At 67.0% G+C, this 17,084-nt stretch carries 10 protein-coding genes; all 10 read right to left on the bottom strand.

What is annotated here, in order from left to right; all coding sequences use genetic code 11:
* Positions 1-383: 383 nt before the first annotated feature.
* Positions 384-809 (bottom strand): DUF2752 domain-containing protein, encoded by a 426-nt coding sequence (locus M2299_RS12050; RefSeq protein ID WP_025874634.1) that lies wholly within the window; start codon positions 807-809, stop codon positions 384-386.
* 43 nt (positions 810-852) lie between these two features.
* A complete protein-coding gene (locus M2299_RS12045; RefSeq protein WP_025874635.1) occupies positions 853-1,137 on the bottom strand; it encodes a CD225/dispanin family protein in 285 nt (94 codons plus the stop codon).
* 33 nt (positions 1,138-1,170) lie between these two features.
* A complete protein-coding gene (locus M2299_RS12040) occupies positions 1,171-1,458 on the bottom strand; it encodes a CD225/dispanin family protein (protein ID WP_025874636.1) in 288 nt (95 codons plus the stop codon).
* A gap of 181 nt (positions 1,459-1,639) precedes the next feature.
* The gene (locus M2299_RS12035; protein WP_100437001.1) at positions 1,640-3,529 is read right to left on the bottom strand and encodes an MFS transporter; all 1,890 of its coding nucleotides are present in this window, start codon (positions 3,527-3,529) and stop codon (positions 1,640-1,642) included.
* A gap of 93 nt (positions 3,530-3,622) precedes the next feature.
* Positions 3,623-4,420: an SDR family oxidoreductase gene (locus M2299_RS12030; RefSeq protein ID WP_025874638.1), complete on the bottom strand. Its 798-nt coding sequence runs from the start codon at positions 4,418-4,420 to the stop codon at positions 3,623-3,625.
* Positions 4,421-4,569: 149 nt separating this feature from the next.
* A complete protein-coding gene (gene yccS / locus M2299_RS12025; RefSeq protein WP_099785628.1) occupies positions 4,570-6,747 on the bottom strand; it encodes a YccS family putative transporter in 2,178 nt (725 codons plus the stop codon).
* Between the two features lie 136 nt (positions 6,748-6,883).
* Positions 6,884-8,941: a TonB-dependent receptor gene (locus tag M2299_RS12020; protein ID WP_280884411.1), complete on the bottom strand. Its 2,058-nt coding sequence runs from the start codon at positions 8,939-8,941 to the stop codon at positions 6,884-6,886.
* Between the two features lie 288 nt (positions 8,942-9,229).
* A complete protein-coding gene (locus M2299_RS12015; protein ID WP_099843921.1) occupies positions 9,230-12,352 on the bottom strand; it encodes an efflux RND transporter permease subunit in 3,123 nt (1,040 codons plus the stop codon).
* Positions 12,353-12,383: 31 nt separating this feature from the next.
* Entirely contained in the window at positions 12,384-15,617 is a 3,234-nt protein-coding gene (locus M2299_RS12010; protein WP_280884410.1) for an efflux RND transporter permease subunit, read from the bottom strand.
* A 74-nt stretch (positions 15,618-15,691) separates the two neighbouring features.
* Entirely contained in the window at positions 15,692-16,930 is a 1,239-nt protein-coding gene (locus tag M2299_RS12005) for an efflux RND transporter periplasmic adaptor subunit (RefSeq protein ID WP_032976663.1), read from the bottom strand.
* Positions 16,931-17,084: the final 154 nt, after the last annotated feature.

The raw sequence follows: 17,084 nt of genomic DNA, 5'->3' as shown, positions 1-17,084 counted from the left end.
GGGGGGGGGGGGGGCGGCCCCCCCCCCGCTCCCCCCGCGCGGGGGGGGCCGCGGCCCCCCCCCCCCCCCCCCCCCCCCCCCCCCCCCCCCCCCCCCCCCCCCACCCCCGACAGTTTCCGATGACGGCCAGTAGATCCACGCCATGCGTGGATGCCGAGCGGAGCGATCCGCTTCGGCTTTTGATCTTCTCTTTCTTTTCCGTGGTGGACGCGCACGGAAATTGTCCGTGGCCGGGCGGGTGGGTTGCGCAGGGGCGTAAGCGCCATGGATGGCGCGACCGAGCTTACATGGACGTACTTGCAGCGGCCCCTGCGTAACCCACCCGCCCGGCCAACCCCAGCTTCTGCCTTCCACCACGAGGGGCTGCGCCGTTGGCTGGAAACCTACACCGGGGCCAGCGCGGTGAACGGAGCCCACGGCAGGTTGCGCAGCACGGCATAGCCGGGCAGCAGCCACAGCCAGAACGTGGGGCTGGCCAGTACCCGCATCAGTGGATCAAGCACGCGCGGGCGTACGCCGGCGGTGTTGAGCAGCATCAGGAACAGGAAGGGCAGGCTGATGACCAGCAACGGGTTCATCGCCATCGCGCCGGGCAGGTCGAAGTGGACCAATGAGTACAGGCAGCGCGTGCTGCCGCAGCCGGGGCAGTAGAAGCCGGTCAGTGCGTACAGCGGACAGCCCGGCAGCGGATTGCCGGAGACATACGGATTGACGTGGCGCAGGACCACGGCGGCACCCGCAGCCAGGCCGGACGCGGCCAGCAGCGGAGCCCAGCGGGTAAGTCGGGAACGAGCAGGAAGTGCGGACATGCGGGGGCGGGATCCGGCGCATGGCCGGACCCCGTCGCGGGCATCAGTAGCTGCCGTTGCCGCCGCTCAGGGCGCCCAGGCCGCCAACGGCCATGATGATGATGAAGTACAGGACGCCAACCACAACGGCAGCGATGGCCGACCAGATGGCCCACTTCTTGGCCTTGTCGGCCGAATCACGGGCACCGGCGACGTCGCCGGCAGCCAGCTTGCCGTTGACCTGCGCGGCGTAGACGATCGACACGATGCCGGCCGGCAGGCAGCAGAACAGGGTGGACAGGATGGCCCAGACCAGATTGTTGGGGACCTGCGCAGTGGTGGTGTTCATGGTTCAAGCTCCTCGATGGGTGGTGGTGGTGAATCAAAGGTCGGATAGAGCGCCCAGCGCGGCCAAGCCGCCGAACAGCCCGAACCACAACAGCAACAGGACCGGCAGGGCTGCGGCCGAAGCCACCGCCCACCAGCCCGCCTTGCGCGACGCGCTATAGGCCCCCGGCAGGTCACCGGCCGCATTGCGACCATCGACCTGGGCGGCATACACGATCGACACCACGCCCAACGGCAGGCAGCAGAACAGCGTCGTCAGGATCGCCCAGACCAGATGGTTGGGGATGTAGACCGGACGGCTGAGCGGTGGCGGTTGATTCAAAGCAAGACTCCATTCCTTGGTGGTCGGCCGTGTGAACTGGCCGAACCTCCCCCCTGTGGGTGCGTAATCTACCGCAACCAACGACGCATGTATGCGTTTTCAGCCCCGTCAGGCCTCGCATCGTCCTTGGACGGTGGCATATGCAGCGTACCGTCATCGCCCCCGGATGGGGACGATTGCGTCAGGCGAGGTCGCCGCGCAGGCTGCGGACCTGCGCTTCCAGGGCGGCGGCATCGGTTGAATGGCCATCCACCGCCGGGGCGGCGACCACCTCCACTGTCGCCCGGAACCGGCGCGGCACGCGCATGCGGCCCAGACGGGTATCGCGGCGGCTCCACATGCTCGACCACATGCCGCGCAGGGCCATCGGCACCACCGGTACCGGGCGGCGTTCAAGGATCTTCTCCACACCGGATTTGAACGGTGCCATCGTGCCGTCACGGGTCAGTGCGCCTTCCGGGAAGATGCATACCAGCTCGCCCTCGGCGAGTGCGGCATCGACCTCATCGAACGCACGCTGCATCAAGGCCGGGTCTTCGCGCGCACCGGCGATCGGAATCGCCTTGGCGGTGCGGAAGATCCAGCGCATGACCGGGATGTTGAAGATCTTGTAGTACATGACGAAGCGCACCGGGCGCGGGATCGTCGCCGACAGGATCAGCGCGTCCATGTAGCTGACGTGGTTGCAGACCAGCAGCGCGGCGCCCTCATCGGGCACGTTCGCTTCGATGCCGTGCGGGCGCAGCCGGTACAGCGTGCGCACCATCACCCAGCTAAGGAAGCGCATCAGGAATTCGGGGACGATGGTGAAGATGTAGATCGCCACCACGGCATTGGCGATGGCCAGTGCCAGGAACAGCTGCGGGATGGTCCAGCCGAGCAGGCGCTGGGTGAGCAGGCCGAGTACGGCCGCAGCGACGATGAAGCCGGAGTTCTGGATGTTCAGCGCGGCGAATACGCGCGACATCTCCGATTTCGGCGTGCGGCTCTGGATCAACGCAAACAGCGGCACCACGAAGAAGCCGGTGAACAGGCCGATGCCGAGCAGGTCGATGATGATGCGGATGCTGCCGGCCTGGTGCACGAACTGGGTGACCGACAGGCCCTGCGCGGTGGCCTCACCGGCGCGTGCGAAGTACAGGTCCAGCAGGAAGGCGGTCATGCCGAACGCACCCAGCGGCACCAGGCCGATCTCCACCGTGCGCGCCGACAGCTTTTCGCACAGCAGCGAACCGACACCGGTGCCGACCGAGAACAGCGCCAGGGCGAAGATGTACAGGGTGGGCTCGCCACCGAGGTTGGTGACCGCATAGGACGGCAGCTGCGCGGTAAGGATGGTGCCGACGAACCAGAACCAGGACACGCCGAGGATGGCGTTGCGTACCGCCTTCTGTTTCCTGGCCATGCGCAGCACGGCCAGCGATTCGGGGATCGGGTTCCAGTTGATCTTCAGGTCCGGGGCGCCGGCATCCACCTTGGGAATCATGCGCGCGGCCAGGTTGCCGCAGATCGCCAGCGCGATGACAGAGGTGGCGGCCACGATCGGGCCATGGCTGCCTGCCAGGGTGAACACCAGGCCGCCGACGATCATGCCGGTCAGGATCGACATCGACGTGCCCATCTCGACCAGGCCATTGCCACCGGTCAGTTCTTCCGGACGCAGTACCGAGGGCAGCACCGAGTACTTCACCGGGCCGAACAAGGTGGACTGCAGGCCCGTGCAGAACAGGGCCACCAGCAGCACCGGCAGGCTCTCGGTGAGAAAGCCCACCGCAGCCAGCGTCATGATCACGATCTCCATGGTGGTGGTGATCACGATCAGCCGCGACTTCTCCAGCTTTTCCGCGATCTGCCCGGCCAGGGCGGAGAACAGGAAGTAGGGCAGGATGAACAGCGCCGGCGCCAGGTTGGTGTAGAGCGTGCGCTCGCTCTCGGCCACGCCCAGGTAGAACAGCAGGCCGATGATCGCCTGCCGGTACACGTTGTCGTTGAAGGCACCCAAGCCCTGCACGATGAAGAACGGCAGGAAACGGCGCTGGCGCAGCAGGGCGAACTGGTTGTGACCGGACATGGAACCTCCTTGGACCGGCGCAGCCTAGCATCCCTGCCTGTCAGGCAGGGATGCGGTAGGTGCGGACCGTTGGTCCACACACCCCACCAACGCTCACACGATATCGTCGACCACGCCGCCATCGACCCGCAGCGCTGCGCCGGAGGTGGCCGACGCCTGCGGCGAGGCGAGGTAGACCACCATGTTGGCCACTTCCTCGACCGTGGCCGCGCGCTGGATCACCGATGCAGGGCGATGGGCCATCACGAACTCACGGCCGATCTGTTCCAGCGGCTTGCCGGTGCGTGCACGCTCTTCTTCGAACATCGTTGCGAAGCCATCGGACAACGTCGGGCCGGGCAGCACCGCATTGACGGTGACACCGCTGCCGGCTACGCGCTTGGCCAGGCCGCGCGACAACGACAGCTGCGCGGTCTTGCTGACGCCGTAATGGATCATGTCGGCAGGAATGTTGCGTGCTGATTCGGAGGAGATGAACAGCACGCGGCCCCAACCGGCGTCGACCATCGCCGGCAGCAGGGCGCGAGACAGGCGCACGCCGGACATGACATTGGTCTGCCAGTATTGCTCCCAGGTGGCATCGTCGGTCTCGAAGAAGTCCTGCGGGCCGAAGATGCCGGCATTGTTGACCAGGATGTCGACGTTGCCCGGCAGGCCGGCCAGCAGCGCGTCGACCCCGCGGGCGTCGGACAGATCGGCGGCCACGCCCAGCACGTTGGCGCCGGGAATTGCAGCCAGCAATCGCTGACGTGCGCGTTCCACGCTGTCGGTACTGCGGCCGTTGAGGATGACCTGCGCACCCGCGGCGGCAAGCCCCTGCGCGATGGCCAGACCGATGCCGGCGGTGGAGGCGGTGACCAGTGCGGTGCGGTCGTTGAGTTCGATCTTCATGGGGGAGATCCTGCGTGGGCGACACCGCAGTATCGGCGCCGGGGCGTGATCGGAATGCCCCCGTGCACGCAACACGATGTTGCACGGCCGACAGGGTCACGCCCGAATACCGCTCCAGTGGATCCACGCCATGCGTGGATGCCGTCCGCTCAGGCCAGGCCGCGCACCGCGCCATTGGCCGCTGCCCTCACCTTCGGCAACATCCGCAGCACCAGCGCCATCTGCGTGCGGATCAACTGCAGTTTCGGCGGCATCGTCTCATCGAGCTGTTCCAGTTCGGCGGCCACCGCACGATCGGCGTCGTTGTCCTCCTCCGACACCGGCTGCTGCGCCGTCAATGCCGATGCCAGCTGCTGCAGCGCTTTACGCACCCGCTCGCCAGCGGCCAGCGCGAGTGGATCGCCCGCGTAGCTGTCGACCTGGTCGCGGTGCGCACCCAGCGCCGACAGATGCCCGAGCAGGGTGTTGGACAACGCCAGGAAGTGGAAACCCGAATCGAGGTTGCGGCGCACGTGGCCCGGTTCGCGCAGCATGTTCGACAATGCTGTGGACAGTGCGGCATCGGCGTTGTGCATGTCGCGGCGGGCGATGCGGTAGGCCAGGTCGTCGCGCATGCCACTGCGGTACTGGCCCAGCACTGATTCCAGATAGCGGGCGGCGGTATCCAGCACCCGCGCCAGCACGCGGTGCAGCTGTCGACCCTGCCAGTCCGGCAGGATCAGGAACGCGGCCGCTGCGGCGATCGCGCACCCCAGGACCGTATCGACCATGCGCGGCACGATCAGCACGAAGCCGTCGCCGATCAGGTTGAAGCAGGTCAGCGCCATCACCGTGATGGCGGCCGAGGCGACCAGATAGCGGTCGGTACGGGTGAAGAAGAACAGCAGTGCCGACAGCAGTGCGATCAGCAGCTGGATCTCCAGCGTTGGGAACAGCTGCAGCAGCGCCCAGGTCAGCACCAGGCCGGCAAGCGTACCGACGATGCGCTGGGCCAGACGCTGGCGGGTGGCACCGAAGCTGGGCCGGCACACGAACACGATGGTCAGCAGGACCCACGAGCCGTTCTGTGCATTGAACAGATGGATGGCAACGAAACCGGCGATCAGTGCCAGCGCCATGCGCAGGCCATGGCGGAACAATACCGAGCCGGGGGTGAGCTGCTGGCGCAGGCGCACGCCCATTTCGCGCAGCGTGTGCGGGTTGCTGTCGCGCAGGCGGGTGTCGACGTTGTCCAGGCTGGCTTCGGAACGTTCGGCATCGAGCAGGCGGCGCTCGATGCTGCGCAGGTTGTGCACCAGCAGGTCCAGCGAGCCGAGCAGGCGCTGCCACTGCGGGCGTTGCTGGTCGCGCAGGTAGGCCAGGGCATCGGCCAGATCGCGCCCGGCCTGCTGGTTGCTCTCGCCGTAGACGAACGGACGACGCAGCCGGATCGCTTCGCCCAGCCGTGCACAGGCCTGGCCCTGCAGGTCGAGCAGGCGCTGGCAGCGGTACAGCACGTCGCTGTGGAAGAACGCGTCGACCAGCGCGCCGTACGGATAATGCGAGGAGCTGGCGCGCTCATGGAAATCCTGTGCCATGTAGTACAGGCGCAGGTACAGGCCGGAGTTGACGCCGGGCCGTCCGGAGCGGCCAAAGCGCGCCAGGATCGCCGTCTTCGCTTCGTTCAGCGCGCCGACCACGCGGCGGTTCTGTTCGGCCAGGTCGAGCTGGCGGCGCTGCAGGTCCGCCTCGCGTACGGGTTCGAACAGCGCGGCCTTGAGCTGCAGGTAACGGCCCAGTTCCACGTACAGGCGGGCCACGCGCTCGCGCACCGGCCGGTTGGCGAACAGCGTGGTCCACAGGATCGACAGCAGCCCGTACCAGACCGCACCCGCAAGCAGGTGGCTGACCGCATCCAGCGCACTGTGCAGGTCATGGGCGCCATGCTGTTCCAGGCCGATCATGGTGTAGATGGCCAGCGTGACGGTCGCCTGGGCGATGGACGCGTAGCGCTCGCCCAGTGCACCGAGCAGTGTCAGGCCGAACGTGGACAGCGCCAGTGCCGCGATGAATATCCACGGCCATGGGAACAGCCAGATCACCGAGGCCGCTGCCAGGCAGAAGCACAACAGCGACAGCAGCACGGCCTTGGTCCGGCCCCACCAGTTGTCATCGGTCTCGGCAATCGCACTGGCGATGATGCCGAGGAACACGCCGGGCAGCGCGGTCAGCGCATCCAGGTGCCAGCACACGGCCAGGGCCGCGGTCAGGGCAATGAACACCCGCAGGCCATAGCTGGCCTTCTCGTGGGCCCACAGGCGGCTGAGGCGGGATTCGCGTGCGGACATGCAGGCTCGGCGAAAGGATCGGCCACCATTATTATGGGCCACGCGTGAAATCCGGTAGCGCCGCGCCATGCGCGGCGAGCGCGCGGCGCGGCGTGGCATGCAGCCGCCGGGCATGGCCCGGCGCTACCGAGGCCCGTTACATGTCGAACCGCACGCTGAGCGCGAAGGTGCGCGGCAGGCCGACGCCGGCATTGGACCAGTACCTGCGGTTGGCCAGGTTCTCCACGCTGGCCCGCAGGGTCACCGGATGGCCGGAGGCCAGCAGGCGGTAACCGACGCCGGCGTTGACGAGGGTGTAGTCGGGCAGCTTCAGGGTGTTGTCGGCGTCGTACCAGACATCGCCGTAGTAGCGCACGGCGGCATAGGTCTCCAGCCCTTCCACCCACGGCAGCTGGTAGGTGGCGTGCAGCACGCCGCTCCAGCGCGCAGCACCGACGGTACGGTTGCCTTCCTGCGCCGCGCTGCCCGGTGACAGCTTGTCGTAGGTCGGGTCCAGCCAGGTCACGCCACCGCCCACGGTCAGCGCATCGGTCAGGTGCAGGTCGGCGCTGGCTTCGACGCCTTCGTACAGGGTGATGCCATCCTGCACCAGGCGCTTGCCTGCATCGGTCAGCTGATCGATGTTGGCGCCACGTTCCAGGCGGAACGCAGCGACATTCGCGTTCCAGCGATTCGCTTCCACCTTGGCGCCCATCTCGTACTGCTTGCTGATGGTGGGGTCGAGCACATCGCCGGCATTGATGTAGCTGCTGCCTACGCGGCTGCCTGCTTCCAGCGACTCGATGTAGCTGGCATACAGGGTGACGGCCTCGCTGGGCTTGAACATGACCGCATAGGTCGGGGTGACCGGATAGGTGTGGTAGGCGCCCTTGGTCTCGAAGTCGTTGTAGCGCCAACCGGCCAGCACCGACCAGCCATGGCCGAGATCGACGGTATCGCTGACGAACACCGCCTGCTGCACGGTCTCGTCACCGCGGGTCATCACCCGGGAACCCACCGCGTCGTGACGGATGCCATGGCGCTGGTAGAGGTTGGCGCGGCCGATCAGGCTGAACTCGTAGGGACGGTCCCAGCCCAGCCCGGTCTGGTGGCTGACACCGGCCACCAGCTGGTGCTGCAGTGGGCCGGTGCCGAAGCGGCCCTGCACCAGTGCCTGTGCCAGCTTCCACTCGCTCTTGCCGCCGAGCTCATAGACGTTGACGGCGTAGTCGCCGTTGGTATCGTCGATGTAGGCGAAGATCTTGTTGACGTCGTTCCACGAGGTGGTGACGCCATAGCTCAGGCTGGCCTTCCAGTCGCTGTTGATCTGCCAGTTCAGCGCGGTGGACAGCAGGCTGGAGCGGGTGTCGTAGTAGGTGCCGGGCACGCTGTTGTCGACATCGCCGGCGATCGGCCGCGGCAGTGAGGTCAGGCCACGGAAGTAGTACTGCGGTGATTCCTCGCGCAGGTCGCGCGACTGGAACACGCCGTCGAAGGTCCAGGTGAGCGCATCGCTCAGGCGCGCGTCCAGCGACAGTGCACCGACCTTGCGATCGACATGGCCACCGTTGAAGGTTTCGCCCTTTTCCTGGTATGCGTTGAAGCGGTAGCCGAACATCTGCTCGTTGCCGAAGCGGCCGCCGACGTCGATGCCTCCGCTGACGATGCCCTGCTCGCGCCAGCCGAGCTGGGCGGAGAAGGTCGGTACGTCGGTCGGTTTCTTGGTGATGTAGTTGACGATGCCGCCCGGCGCGCCGAAGCCGTACAGGAAACCTCCCGGACCCTTCAGCAGGTCGACCTGTTCCATCACTTCCAGCGGCCATTCGGTGCCCCAGGACGAGACCTGCAGGCCGTTGACCCGGTAGCTGTCGAAATTCAGGTCGATGCCACGGTTGCGGATCGGCGAGCTCCAGCCACTGGCATAGGCGCTGACCTGGGTGGTGACCGAGGGGTCGAGCAGGAAGGCTTCGCCCAGCGACACGACCTGGCGCTGTTCGATCTGCTCACGGCCGACGGCGGTGATCGCGAACGGGGTATCACGCAGGGCGCGATCGCCGAGGGCGCCAGCCTCGGTATGGGTACGCTCGGCGATGACCTTGACCGCGTCCAGATCGGTGGCGCTGCGGGATCCGGCCGGGGCTTCGGCGTGTGCAGTGCAGGCGGCGGACAGCGCGACGGCCAGTACGGCCAGGCGGGGGGAGCGAATCGGCAACATCGATGGAGATCCTCGGCGGGCGGCCACGGGCCATCCGCCCATGCAGGGGGGAAAGGTCGGTGGCTGGGATCACGCAGGCGTGCCGGGGACGGCAGCGGGGCGCCACAAGGGGGCGCAGGACCATTGCTGGATGAGAATTGTTCTCTTTTCGTTACAGCGCGTCAAATGCCATCGGCGTGCGGACCAACGGTCCGCACCCACCAGAGGCCGGTAGCGCCGGGCCATGCCCGGCGAGCGCGCAGCGCGGATTGCTGAAAGGCCGCCGGGCATGGCCCGGCGCTACCGAAGTCAGGCCCGCTGTGCGCGCCTGAGCAGCTTCGCTTCACGCCTGCGCGCGCGCCGCGCCTTCCAGCGCTCGGCCAGGCACGAGAAGATCACGTACAGCGCCGGCGTGCTGAGCAGGGTCAGGCTCTGCGAGAACAGCAGGCCGCCGATCATCGCGATGCCCAGCGGGCGACGCAGCTCTGAACCTTCGCCCAGGCCGATCGCCAGCGGCACCGCCGCCAGGATCGCCACCATCGTGGTCATCATGATCGGGCGGAAACGCACGATGCTGGCTTCACGGGCAGCATCGCGCGGAGTCAGCCCATGTTCGCGCTGCGCCACCAGGGCGAAGTCGATCATCATGATCGCGTTCTTCTTGACGATGCCGATCAGCAGCACCAGCGCGATCATCGAGATCACCGACAGTTCGGTGTTGGTGCCGAACAGCGCCAGCAACGCACCGACGCCGGCGGCCGGCAGGGTGGACAGGATCGTCACCGGGTGGATCAGGCTTTCGTACAGGATGCCCAGTACCAGGTAGACGGTGAGGATGGCTGCCAGCACCAGGATCAGCATGTCGCTGGGGTCGGAGTTGAAGCCGAAGCCGGCGTCGTCGGCCAGGCGGATGTCGCCGGGCATGCGCATGCCGGCCACGGTGCTGTCGATGATGGCCTTGGCCTCGCCCATGCTGACGCCGGGGGCGAGGTTGTAGCTCAGGTCCATCGTCGTGTACTGGTTTTCATGGGTGATCTGCGAGGGCGCCAGGCCCGGAGCCTGGCGGGCCACCGCCGTGATCGGCACCATCTCGCCGTTGCGTGCACGCACATGCACTTCGTCCAGCGCCGAAGGCGTAGCGGTCTGCGACGGCAGCGCATTGACCACCACGCTGTACTGGTTGATGTCCGAGTAGATGGTGGAGATCTGGCGCTGGCCGAAGGCGCCGTACAACGCACCGTCGATGGCGCCGACCGAGATGCCCAGGCGCGCGGCCTTGGCCCGGTCGATCTCGATGTTCTGGCGCAGGCCAGCGTTGTCGACGTCGGTGCCGACATCACGCAGCTTCGGGTTCTTCTTCAATGCCGCCTGCAGTTTGGGCAGCCATTCCTGCAGTGCGGCCAGGTCGTTGCCCTGCAGCGAGACGCGGTACTGCGCGCCCTGGCTGTTGCCACCGCCATCGTTGCTGGGCAGGTCCTGGATCGCGCGCAGGCGCAGCTGCAGGTCCGGGTAGCGGTCGGCCTTCGCACTCAGCCGAGCCAGTGCATGTGCGGTGGTTTCGCGGCGGCCTTCCTTGCGCGACTTCAGTTCGACGTTGAACTGTGCGCTGGAGCCCTGGCGGCCGCTGCCCAGGCGTACGCCCACGGTCTTCACTGCCGGGTCGGCCATCAGCATGTCGGTGATGCGGCGCTGGCGGCTGACCATGTCCTCGAAGGACACCGTCGCACTGGAATTGGCGCGGCCCCAGATCAGGCCGGTGTCCTGCGGCGGGAACGCGCCCTTCTTCACCGCACCGAACAGGAAGATGGTGACGCCGATCAGGATCAACGGCGTCAACGACAGCAGCAGCGCATGGCGCAGCGAAAAATCAAGGAACACGGTGTAGATGCGCAGCATCCGCTCGTGACCGGCATCGAGCCAGCGGCCGAAGCGCGACGGTGCCGCCGTGTGGTCGTGCGCGCTGAGGAAGCGGCTGCACAGCGCCGGGGTCAGCGTCAGCGAAACGATCATCGACACCACGATCGCCGCCACCAGGGTCACGGTGAATTCGCGGAAGAACGCGCCCATCATGCCGCTGGCGAACAGCAGCGGGATGAACACCGCCACCAGCGAAGCGGTGATCGAGACGATGGTGAAGCCGATTTCGCGCGCACCGGCGAAGGCCGCCTGCATCCGCGGCATGCCCTCGTCGAGGTGGCGCATGATGTTCTCGATCACCACGATCGCATCGTCGACCACGAAGCCGATCGCGATCACCAGCGCCAGCAGGCTCAGGTTGTTCAGGGTGAAGCCCATCACGTACATCACCAGCGCGGCACCGGCCAGCGACAGCGGCACGGTGACCGCCGCGATCAGCGTCGGCGCCAACCGGCGCAGGAACAGCGCCATGGTCAGCACCACCATCGCCAGGCTGATCAGCAGGGTGATCTGCACTTCATGCAGCGACGACCGGATGGTCGGGGTGCGGTCGAAGTAGGGCGTCATCGTGGTGCCCGGCTGCAGGTAGTCGCGCAACGCGGGAATCTGCGCTTTCACCCGGTCCACGGTCTCGACGATGTTGGCGCCGGCGCGGGTGAACACATACATCACCACGGCCGGTTTGTGGTCGAACCACGCGGCCTGGTAGGCGTCCTGCTGGCCGTCGTAGACGTTGGCGATGTCCTTCAGGCGGATCACCCGGCCATCGCCCTGGGTCTTGACCACCAGATCGGCGAAGTCGGCGGCGCGTGCAACCGAATCGTTGGCGATGATCGCCGTGGTGGTGTTGCCATCGCTGAGGAAGCCGGTGGGCGAGGTCACGTTGGCCGCGCGCACGGCATTGCGCAGGTCGTCGGCGGTCAGTCCCAGCGCGTTCATCAGGCGCAGGTTGACGTCCACACGCACCGCCGGCGTCGAGGCACCGGCGATATCCACCGAGGCGACACCGCCGATCTGGCGGATGCGCTGGGCCAGCAGCGAATCGGCGACGTTGTACAGCTCATCGGCGGACTGCGTCTGCGAGGTCAGCGCGATGGCGATCACCGGATCGTCGTTCGGGTTCGCCTTCTGGTACATCGGCGAGCCCATGCCCGAGGGCAGGTCGGCCTGCGCCGAATTGATCGCGGTCTGTACGTCCAGCGCGGCCGAATCGATGTCGCGGTCGCTCTGGAAGATCATGAACACCAGCGAGCTGCCTTCCGAACTCGACGAGCGCATGCGGTCGATGCCCGGCAGCTGGCCGAGGTGGCGCTCCAGCGGCGCGGTCACCGTGGAGGCCATGGTCGCCGCATCCGCACCGGACTGGCTGGCGTGCACGAAGATCACCGGGATCTCGATGTTCGGCAACGCCGACACGCCGAGCCGCAGGTAACAGATCACGCCGACCATGAACAAGCCGATGGCCAGCAGGGCGGTGCCGATCGGGCGACGGATGAAGGGGCCGGACAGGTTCATCGTGCAGCCCCCCGAAGGTGCGGGGCCAGGGTCATGCCTGCGGCTCCTGCACCGTGCCATCGCGCAGCGCACGCTGTTCACGGCGACGGGCGAGCCATTCCGAGAAGCGTTCCATGTACAGGTAGATCACCGGCGTGGTGTACAGGGTTACCAGCTGCGACAGCAGCAGGCCGCCGACGATGGCGATGCCCAGCGGCCGACGCAGTTCCGAGCCGATGCCGGTGCCCAGCGCCAGCGGCAACGCGCCAAGCATGGCTGCAGCGGTGGTCATCATGATCGGGCGGAAGCGCAGCAGGCAGGCGCGGCGGATGGCTTCGCGCGCGTTGGCGCCGGTGCGCCGCGCCTCGATGGCGAAGTCGACCATCATGATGCCGTTCTTCTTGACGATGCCGATCAGCAGCACGATGCCGACGATGCCGTCCACCGACAGGCTCAGGCCACAGACCATCAATGCCAGCAGCGCACCGACGCCGGCCGGCGGCAGGGTCGAGATGATCGTGATCGGGTGGATGTAGCTCTCGTACAGCACGCCCAGCACGATGTAGATCACCACCAGCGAGGCCAGCAGCAGCCACACCACGTCGGTCTGGCTGCCGGTGAATTCGGCGGCCTTGCCGATGAACTGCGCATGCACGTGCGCCGGCATGTCCAGGCTGGCCTTGGTCTCTTCGATGGCCTTGACCGCATCGGACAGCGAATAGCCCGCCGCGACGTTGAAGGAAACCGTCACCGCAGGAAGCTGCTGCTGGTGGCTGACCAGCAGCGGCGCGCTGGAGACCTTCGCCTCGGCCAGCGCCGACAACGGGATGATGCCGCCCGCACCGACGGTGATGCCGGTGTTCTGTGCACCGATACCGGTGGCGGTCGACGAGTTGGACGAGGTGACCTGGCCGAAGCTGGTCGCGTTGGTGCCGGTGAGGGCGCCGGCGCCGTTGGAGGCGACCGCCAGCTGTTCCATCAGCGCGGTGCTGGTGCGGAACTGCGGCGCCACTTCCAGCACCACCCGGTACTGGTTGAGCTCGGTGAAGATGGTCGAGATCTGGCGCTGGCCGAACGCATCGTAGAGGGTGTCGTCGATGGTCTGCATCGGCACGCCCAGCACGCTGGCCTTGTCGCGGTCGATGTTCAGTTCCAGTGCGCGGCCCTGGTTGGACAGGTTGTTGTCGACGTCGGCCAGTTCCGGGCGCTGGCGCAGCGCCTGGGTCAGGCGGTTGCCCTGCAGCGCGACTTCCGCGCTGTCCACGTCCGACAGCGAGTACTGGTACTCGGTGGCGGCCACGCGGGTGTCCAGGGTCACGTCCTGTACCGGCTTCAGGTACAGCGCCACGCCGGGAATGCCGGCGACGGATTTCTGCAGGCGCGGCAGGATGTCTTCCAGCCCATCACGTTCGCCGCGCTCTTTCAGGACGATCGACAGCTGGCCCTGGTTGAGCGTGGGGTTCATGCTGCCAGCACCGATGAAGGCCGATACGCCGGTCACGTCCGGATCCCTGCGCAGCGCTTCGGCCACCTGCTGGGTGCGTTGCTCCATCTGCGGGAAGGCGATGTTCTGGTCGGCCTGGACCACGGCGGTGATCAGGCCGGTGTCCTGCTCGGGCAGCAGGCCCTTGGGAATCAGCACGTACAGCAGCACGGTCAGTACCAGCGCGGCCGCGGCCACGGCCAGGGTGAGCGGCTGGTGTTCCAGCACCCAGTCCAGGCTGCGCTCATACAGGCCGACGGTGCGCGTCCACAGGTTCTGCTTGCCGGCCGCGGCCGCACGTTCGTGCGCGTCTTCGCCCTCGGGCAGCGCATCGGGCTTGAGCAGGTAGGCGCACATCATCGGGGTGAGCGTCAGCGAGATCAGCATCGACAGCACCACGGCGATGCTCAGCACCCAGGCGAACTCGTGGAACAGGCGGCCGGTGACGCCGGGCATCAGCAGCAGCGGCAGGAACACCGCCACCAGTGAAACCGTCAGCGACAGCACGGTGAAGCCGATCTGGCGCGCACCGATCTCGGCCGCCTCCTTGCCGCTCTTGCCTTGTTCGATGTAGCGCACGATGTTCTCGATCATCACGATCGCATCGTCGACAACGAAGCCGGTGGCCACCACCAGCGCCATCAGCGAGAGGTTGTCCAGCGACATGCCGGTGAAGGCCATCACCGCGAAGGTGCCGGCCAGCGACAACGGCACTGCCACCGAGGGAATGATGGTGGCCCAGAACCGGCGCAGGAACACGAAGATCACTGCCACCACCAGGCCGATCGTCAGGATCAGGGTGAACTGCACTTCATGCACCGAGGCGCGGATGGTTTCGGTACGGTCGGAGAACACCTCCAGGTGCACGTCGGCCGGCAGTACGCCCTGCAGCTGCGGCAGCAGCGCGCGGATGCGCTCGACGGTCTGCACGATGTTGGCGCCCGGCTGCCGGCGCACTTCCAGCAGCACGGCCGGCTTGCCGTCGGCCCATGCCGCCAGCTGATCGTTCTCCACGCCATCAATCACTTCGGCCACGTCGGACAGACGCACCGGGCGGCCGTTCTTGTAGCTGATGATGGTGTCGCGGTACTCGGCGGCGCTGGCCAGCTGGTCGTTGGTGCCGATGCTGTAGGACTGGGTCTTGCCGTTCAGCGAGCCCTTCGGCGCATTGACGTTGGCCTGGGTGAGCGCGCTGCGCAGCTCTTCCAGGGTCAAGCCCATGTTGGACAGCTGCGCCGGATTGACCTGGATGCGCACGGCCGGACGCACGTTGCCGGCGATCGACACCAGGCCCACGCCCTGCACCTGCGACAGGCGCTGGGCGAGGATCGAGTCAGCGTAGTTGTTGACGTCGCGCAGCGGCCGCGTATCGGAGGTCAGCTTGAGGGTGACGATGGCCGCGTCGGCCGGGTTCACCCGGTTGTAGACCGGCTGGTACGGCAGCGACGAGGGCAGGGTGGCCTGGCGGATCGCCGCCTGCACGTCCTGTGCGGCGATGTCGATGTCGCGGTCCATCGAGAACTGCAGGATGATCGTCGACAACCCCGCCGAGGAATCGGAGGTCATCAGTTCCAGCCCGGAGATCTGCCCGAACTGGCGCTCCAGCGGCGTGGTCACCAGCGAGGCCATGGTGGTGGCGTTGGCACCGGGGTACTGCGTGGTCACCACCAGGCTGGGCGCATCGATTTCCGGCAGCGCCGACACCGGCAGCTTGCGGTAACCGAGGATGCCCAGCAGCAACAAGCCCGCCATCAACAGCGAGGTGGCAATCGGGCGGCGGATGAAGATCGTCGAAAAGCCCACGGACTGATCCTTGCTGGCACTTCAATGGCAGCGCCGGCGGGATCGCCGGCGCGGGGAAGAGCAGGGGCCTGCGCTCAGCGCGGGCCACCACCGCGGCGGCCGCCGCCACTCTTCTGTTCGGCGGCCTTCAGTTCGGCCTCGGTCGGTGCGGCCGGGGTCTCACCCGGCTTCAGCGCGGTCACCTTGCTGCCCGGCTTCAGGCGGAACTGGCCTTCGCTGACCACGCGCTCGCCGCCCTTCAGGCCTTCGGCGATCTGCACCTGGCTGTCGCCCACTTCCACGCCACTGCGCACGGTCTGCATCTTCACCGTGTTGTCGCCCTGCACGACGTAGACGTACTCGCCATCCGGGCCACGCAGCACTGCCTGGGTCGGGATCACCACGCCGCCGCCGATGGTGCGCAGCTGCATGCGCACATTGACGAACTGGCCCGGCCACAGGCCGTTGTCGGTGTTGTCGAACACCGCGCGTGCCTTGAAGGTTCCGCTGTCGGCGCTGATCAGGTTGTCGACCACGTCCAGCTTGCCGTCGCCGCTGAGCACGTGCGAATCGGCGCGGTCCAGCGCTGCGACCGGCACGCTGCCGGCGGCCTGCGCCTGGCGCACGTCGCCGAGCTGGCGTTCGGGCAGGTTGAACAGCACGTGGATCGGATGGATCTGGGTCAGGGTGACCAGTGCGGTACCGGCGTTGACCACGTTGCCGGCGTCGACCGCGCGGATGCCGGCGATACCGGTGATCGGCGCGGTGACCCGGGTGTACTGCAGCTGCACCTGCGCCGAACGCATGCTGGCTTCATTGGCGGCGACCGCGCTTTCGTACTGTGCCACCTGGTTTCGTTGTGTATCCAGATCGGTCTTGGCCACGAACTGGCGGTACTCCGGCGCGTTCGAGCGCTGGTAGTTCGAGCGTGCGGTGGCCAGCAGGGCTTCGTTCTGGCGCTTGGATGCAACGGCCTGGTCATAGCTGGCCTGGGCGGTGCGCGGGTCGATCACCGCCAGCACGTCGCCCTTCTTCACTTCCTGGCCTTCGCGGAAATTGAGGCTCATCAGCTGGCCGCCCACCTGCGGGCTGACTGTCACGGTGTTCATCGCGGTCACCGTGCCCAGTGCGCTGGCATACACCGGCACGTCCTGGCGCGCGGCATCGACCACGGTCACCGGCACCGGGCCGGCATCGGGATCTTCGCCCCCCTGGCCGGCGCCTGCCTGCTGCCCGGCAGCCTTGTCCTTGCCGCCACCGAGTACGCGCAGGCCGACCACGGCCAGCACCAGCACCGCCACGACCAGCAGCACGATCTTCCAAACACGTGACATTCAAGACTCCAAGAGGGCTGGACGGGGTGGCACCCCGGGTGGCAATGCGCAAAGCATACCTGTGGCCCACCGGGTTTCCTGCATGACGGATGGGACGGGCGCTCAGACAGATGGACGACGCTGGAGGTTCCCGTAACGGCAAGGTTGCCCTACA

It is taken from the genome of Stenotrophomonas sp. 1278 (genome assembly GCF_029892765.1).
Lineage (GTDB): Bacteria > Pseudomonadota > Gammaproteobacteria > Xanthomonadales > Xanthomonadaceae > Stenotrophomonas > Stenotrophomonas indicatrix.
Note: the sequence above shows the minus strand (reverse complement) of the source record. Positions and strands in the feature narration are given on the sequence as shown.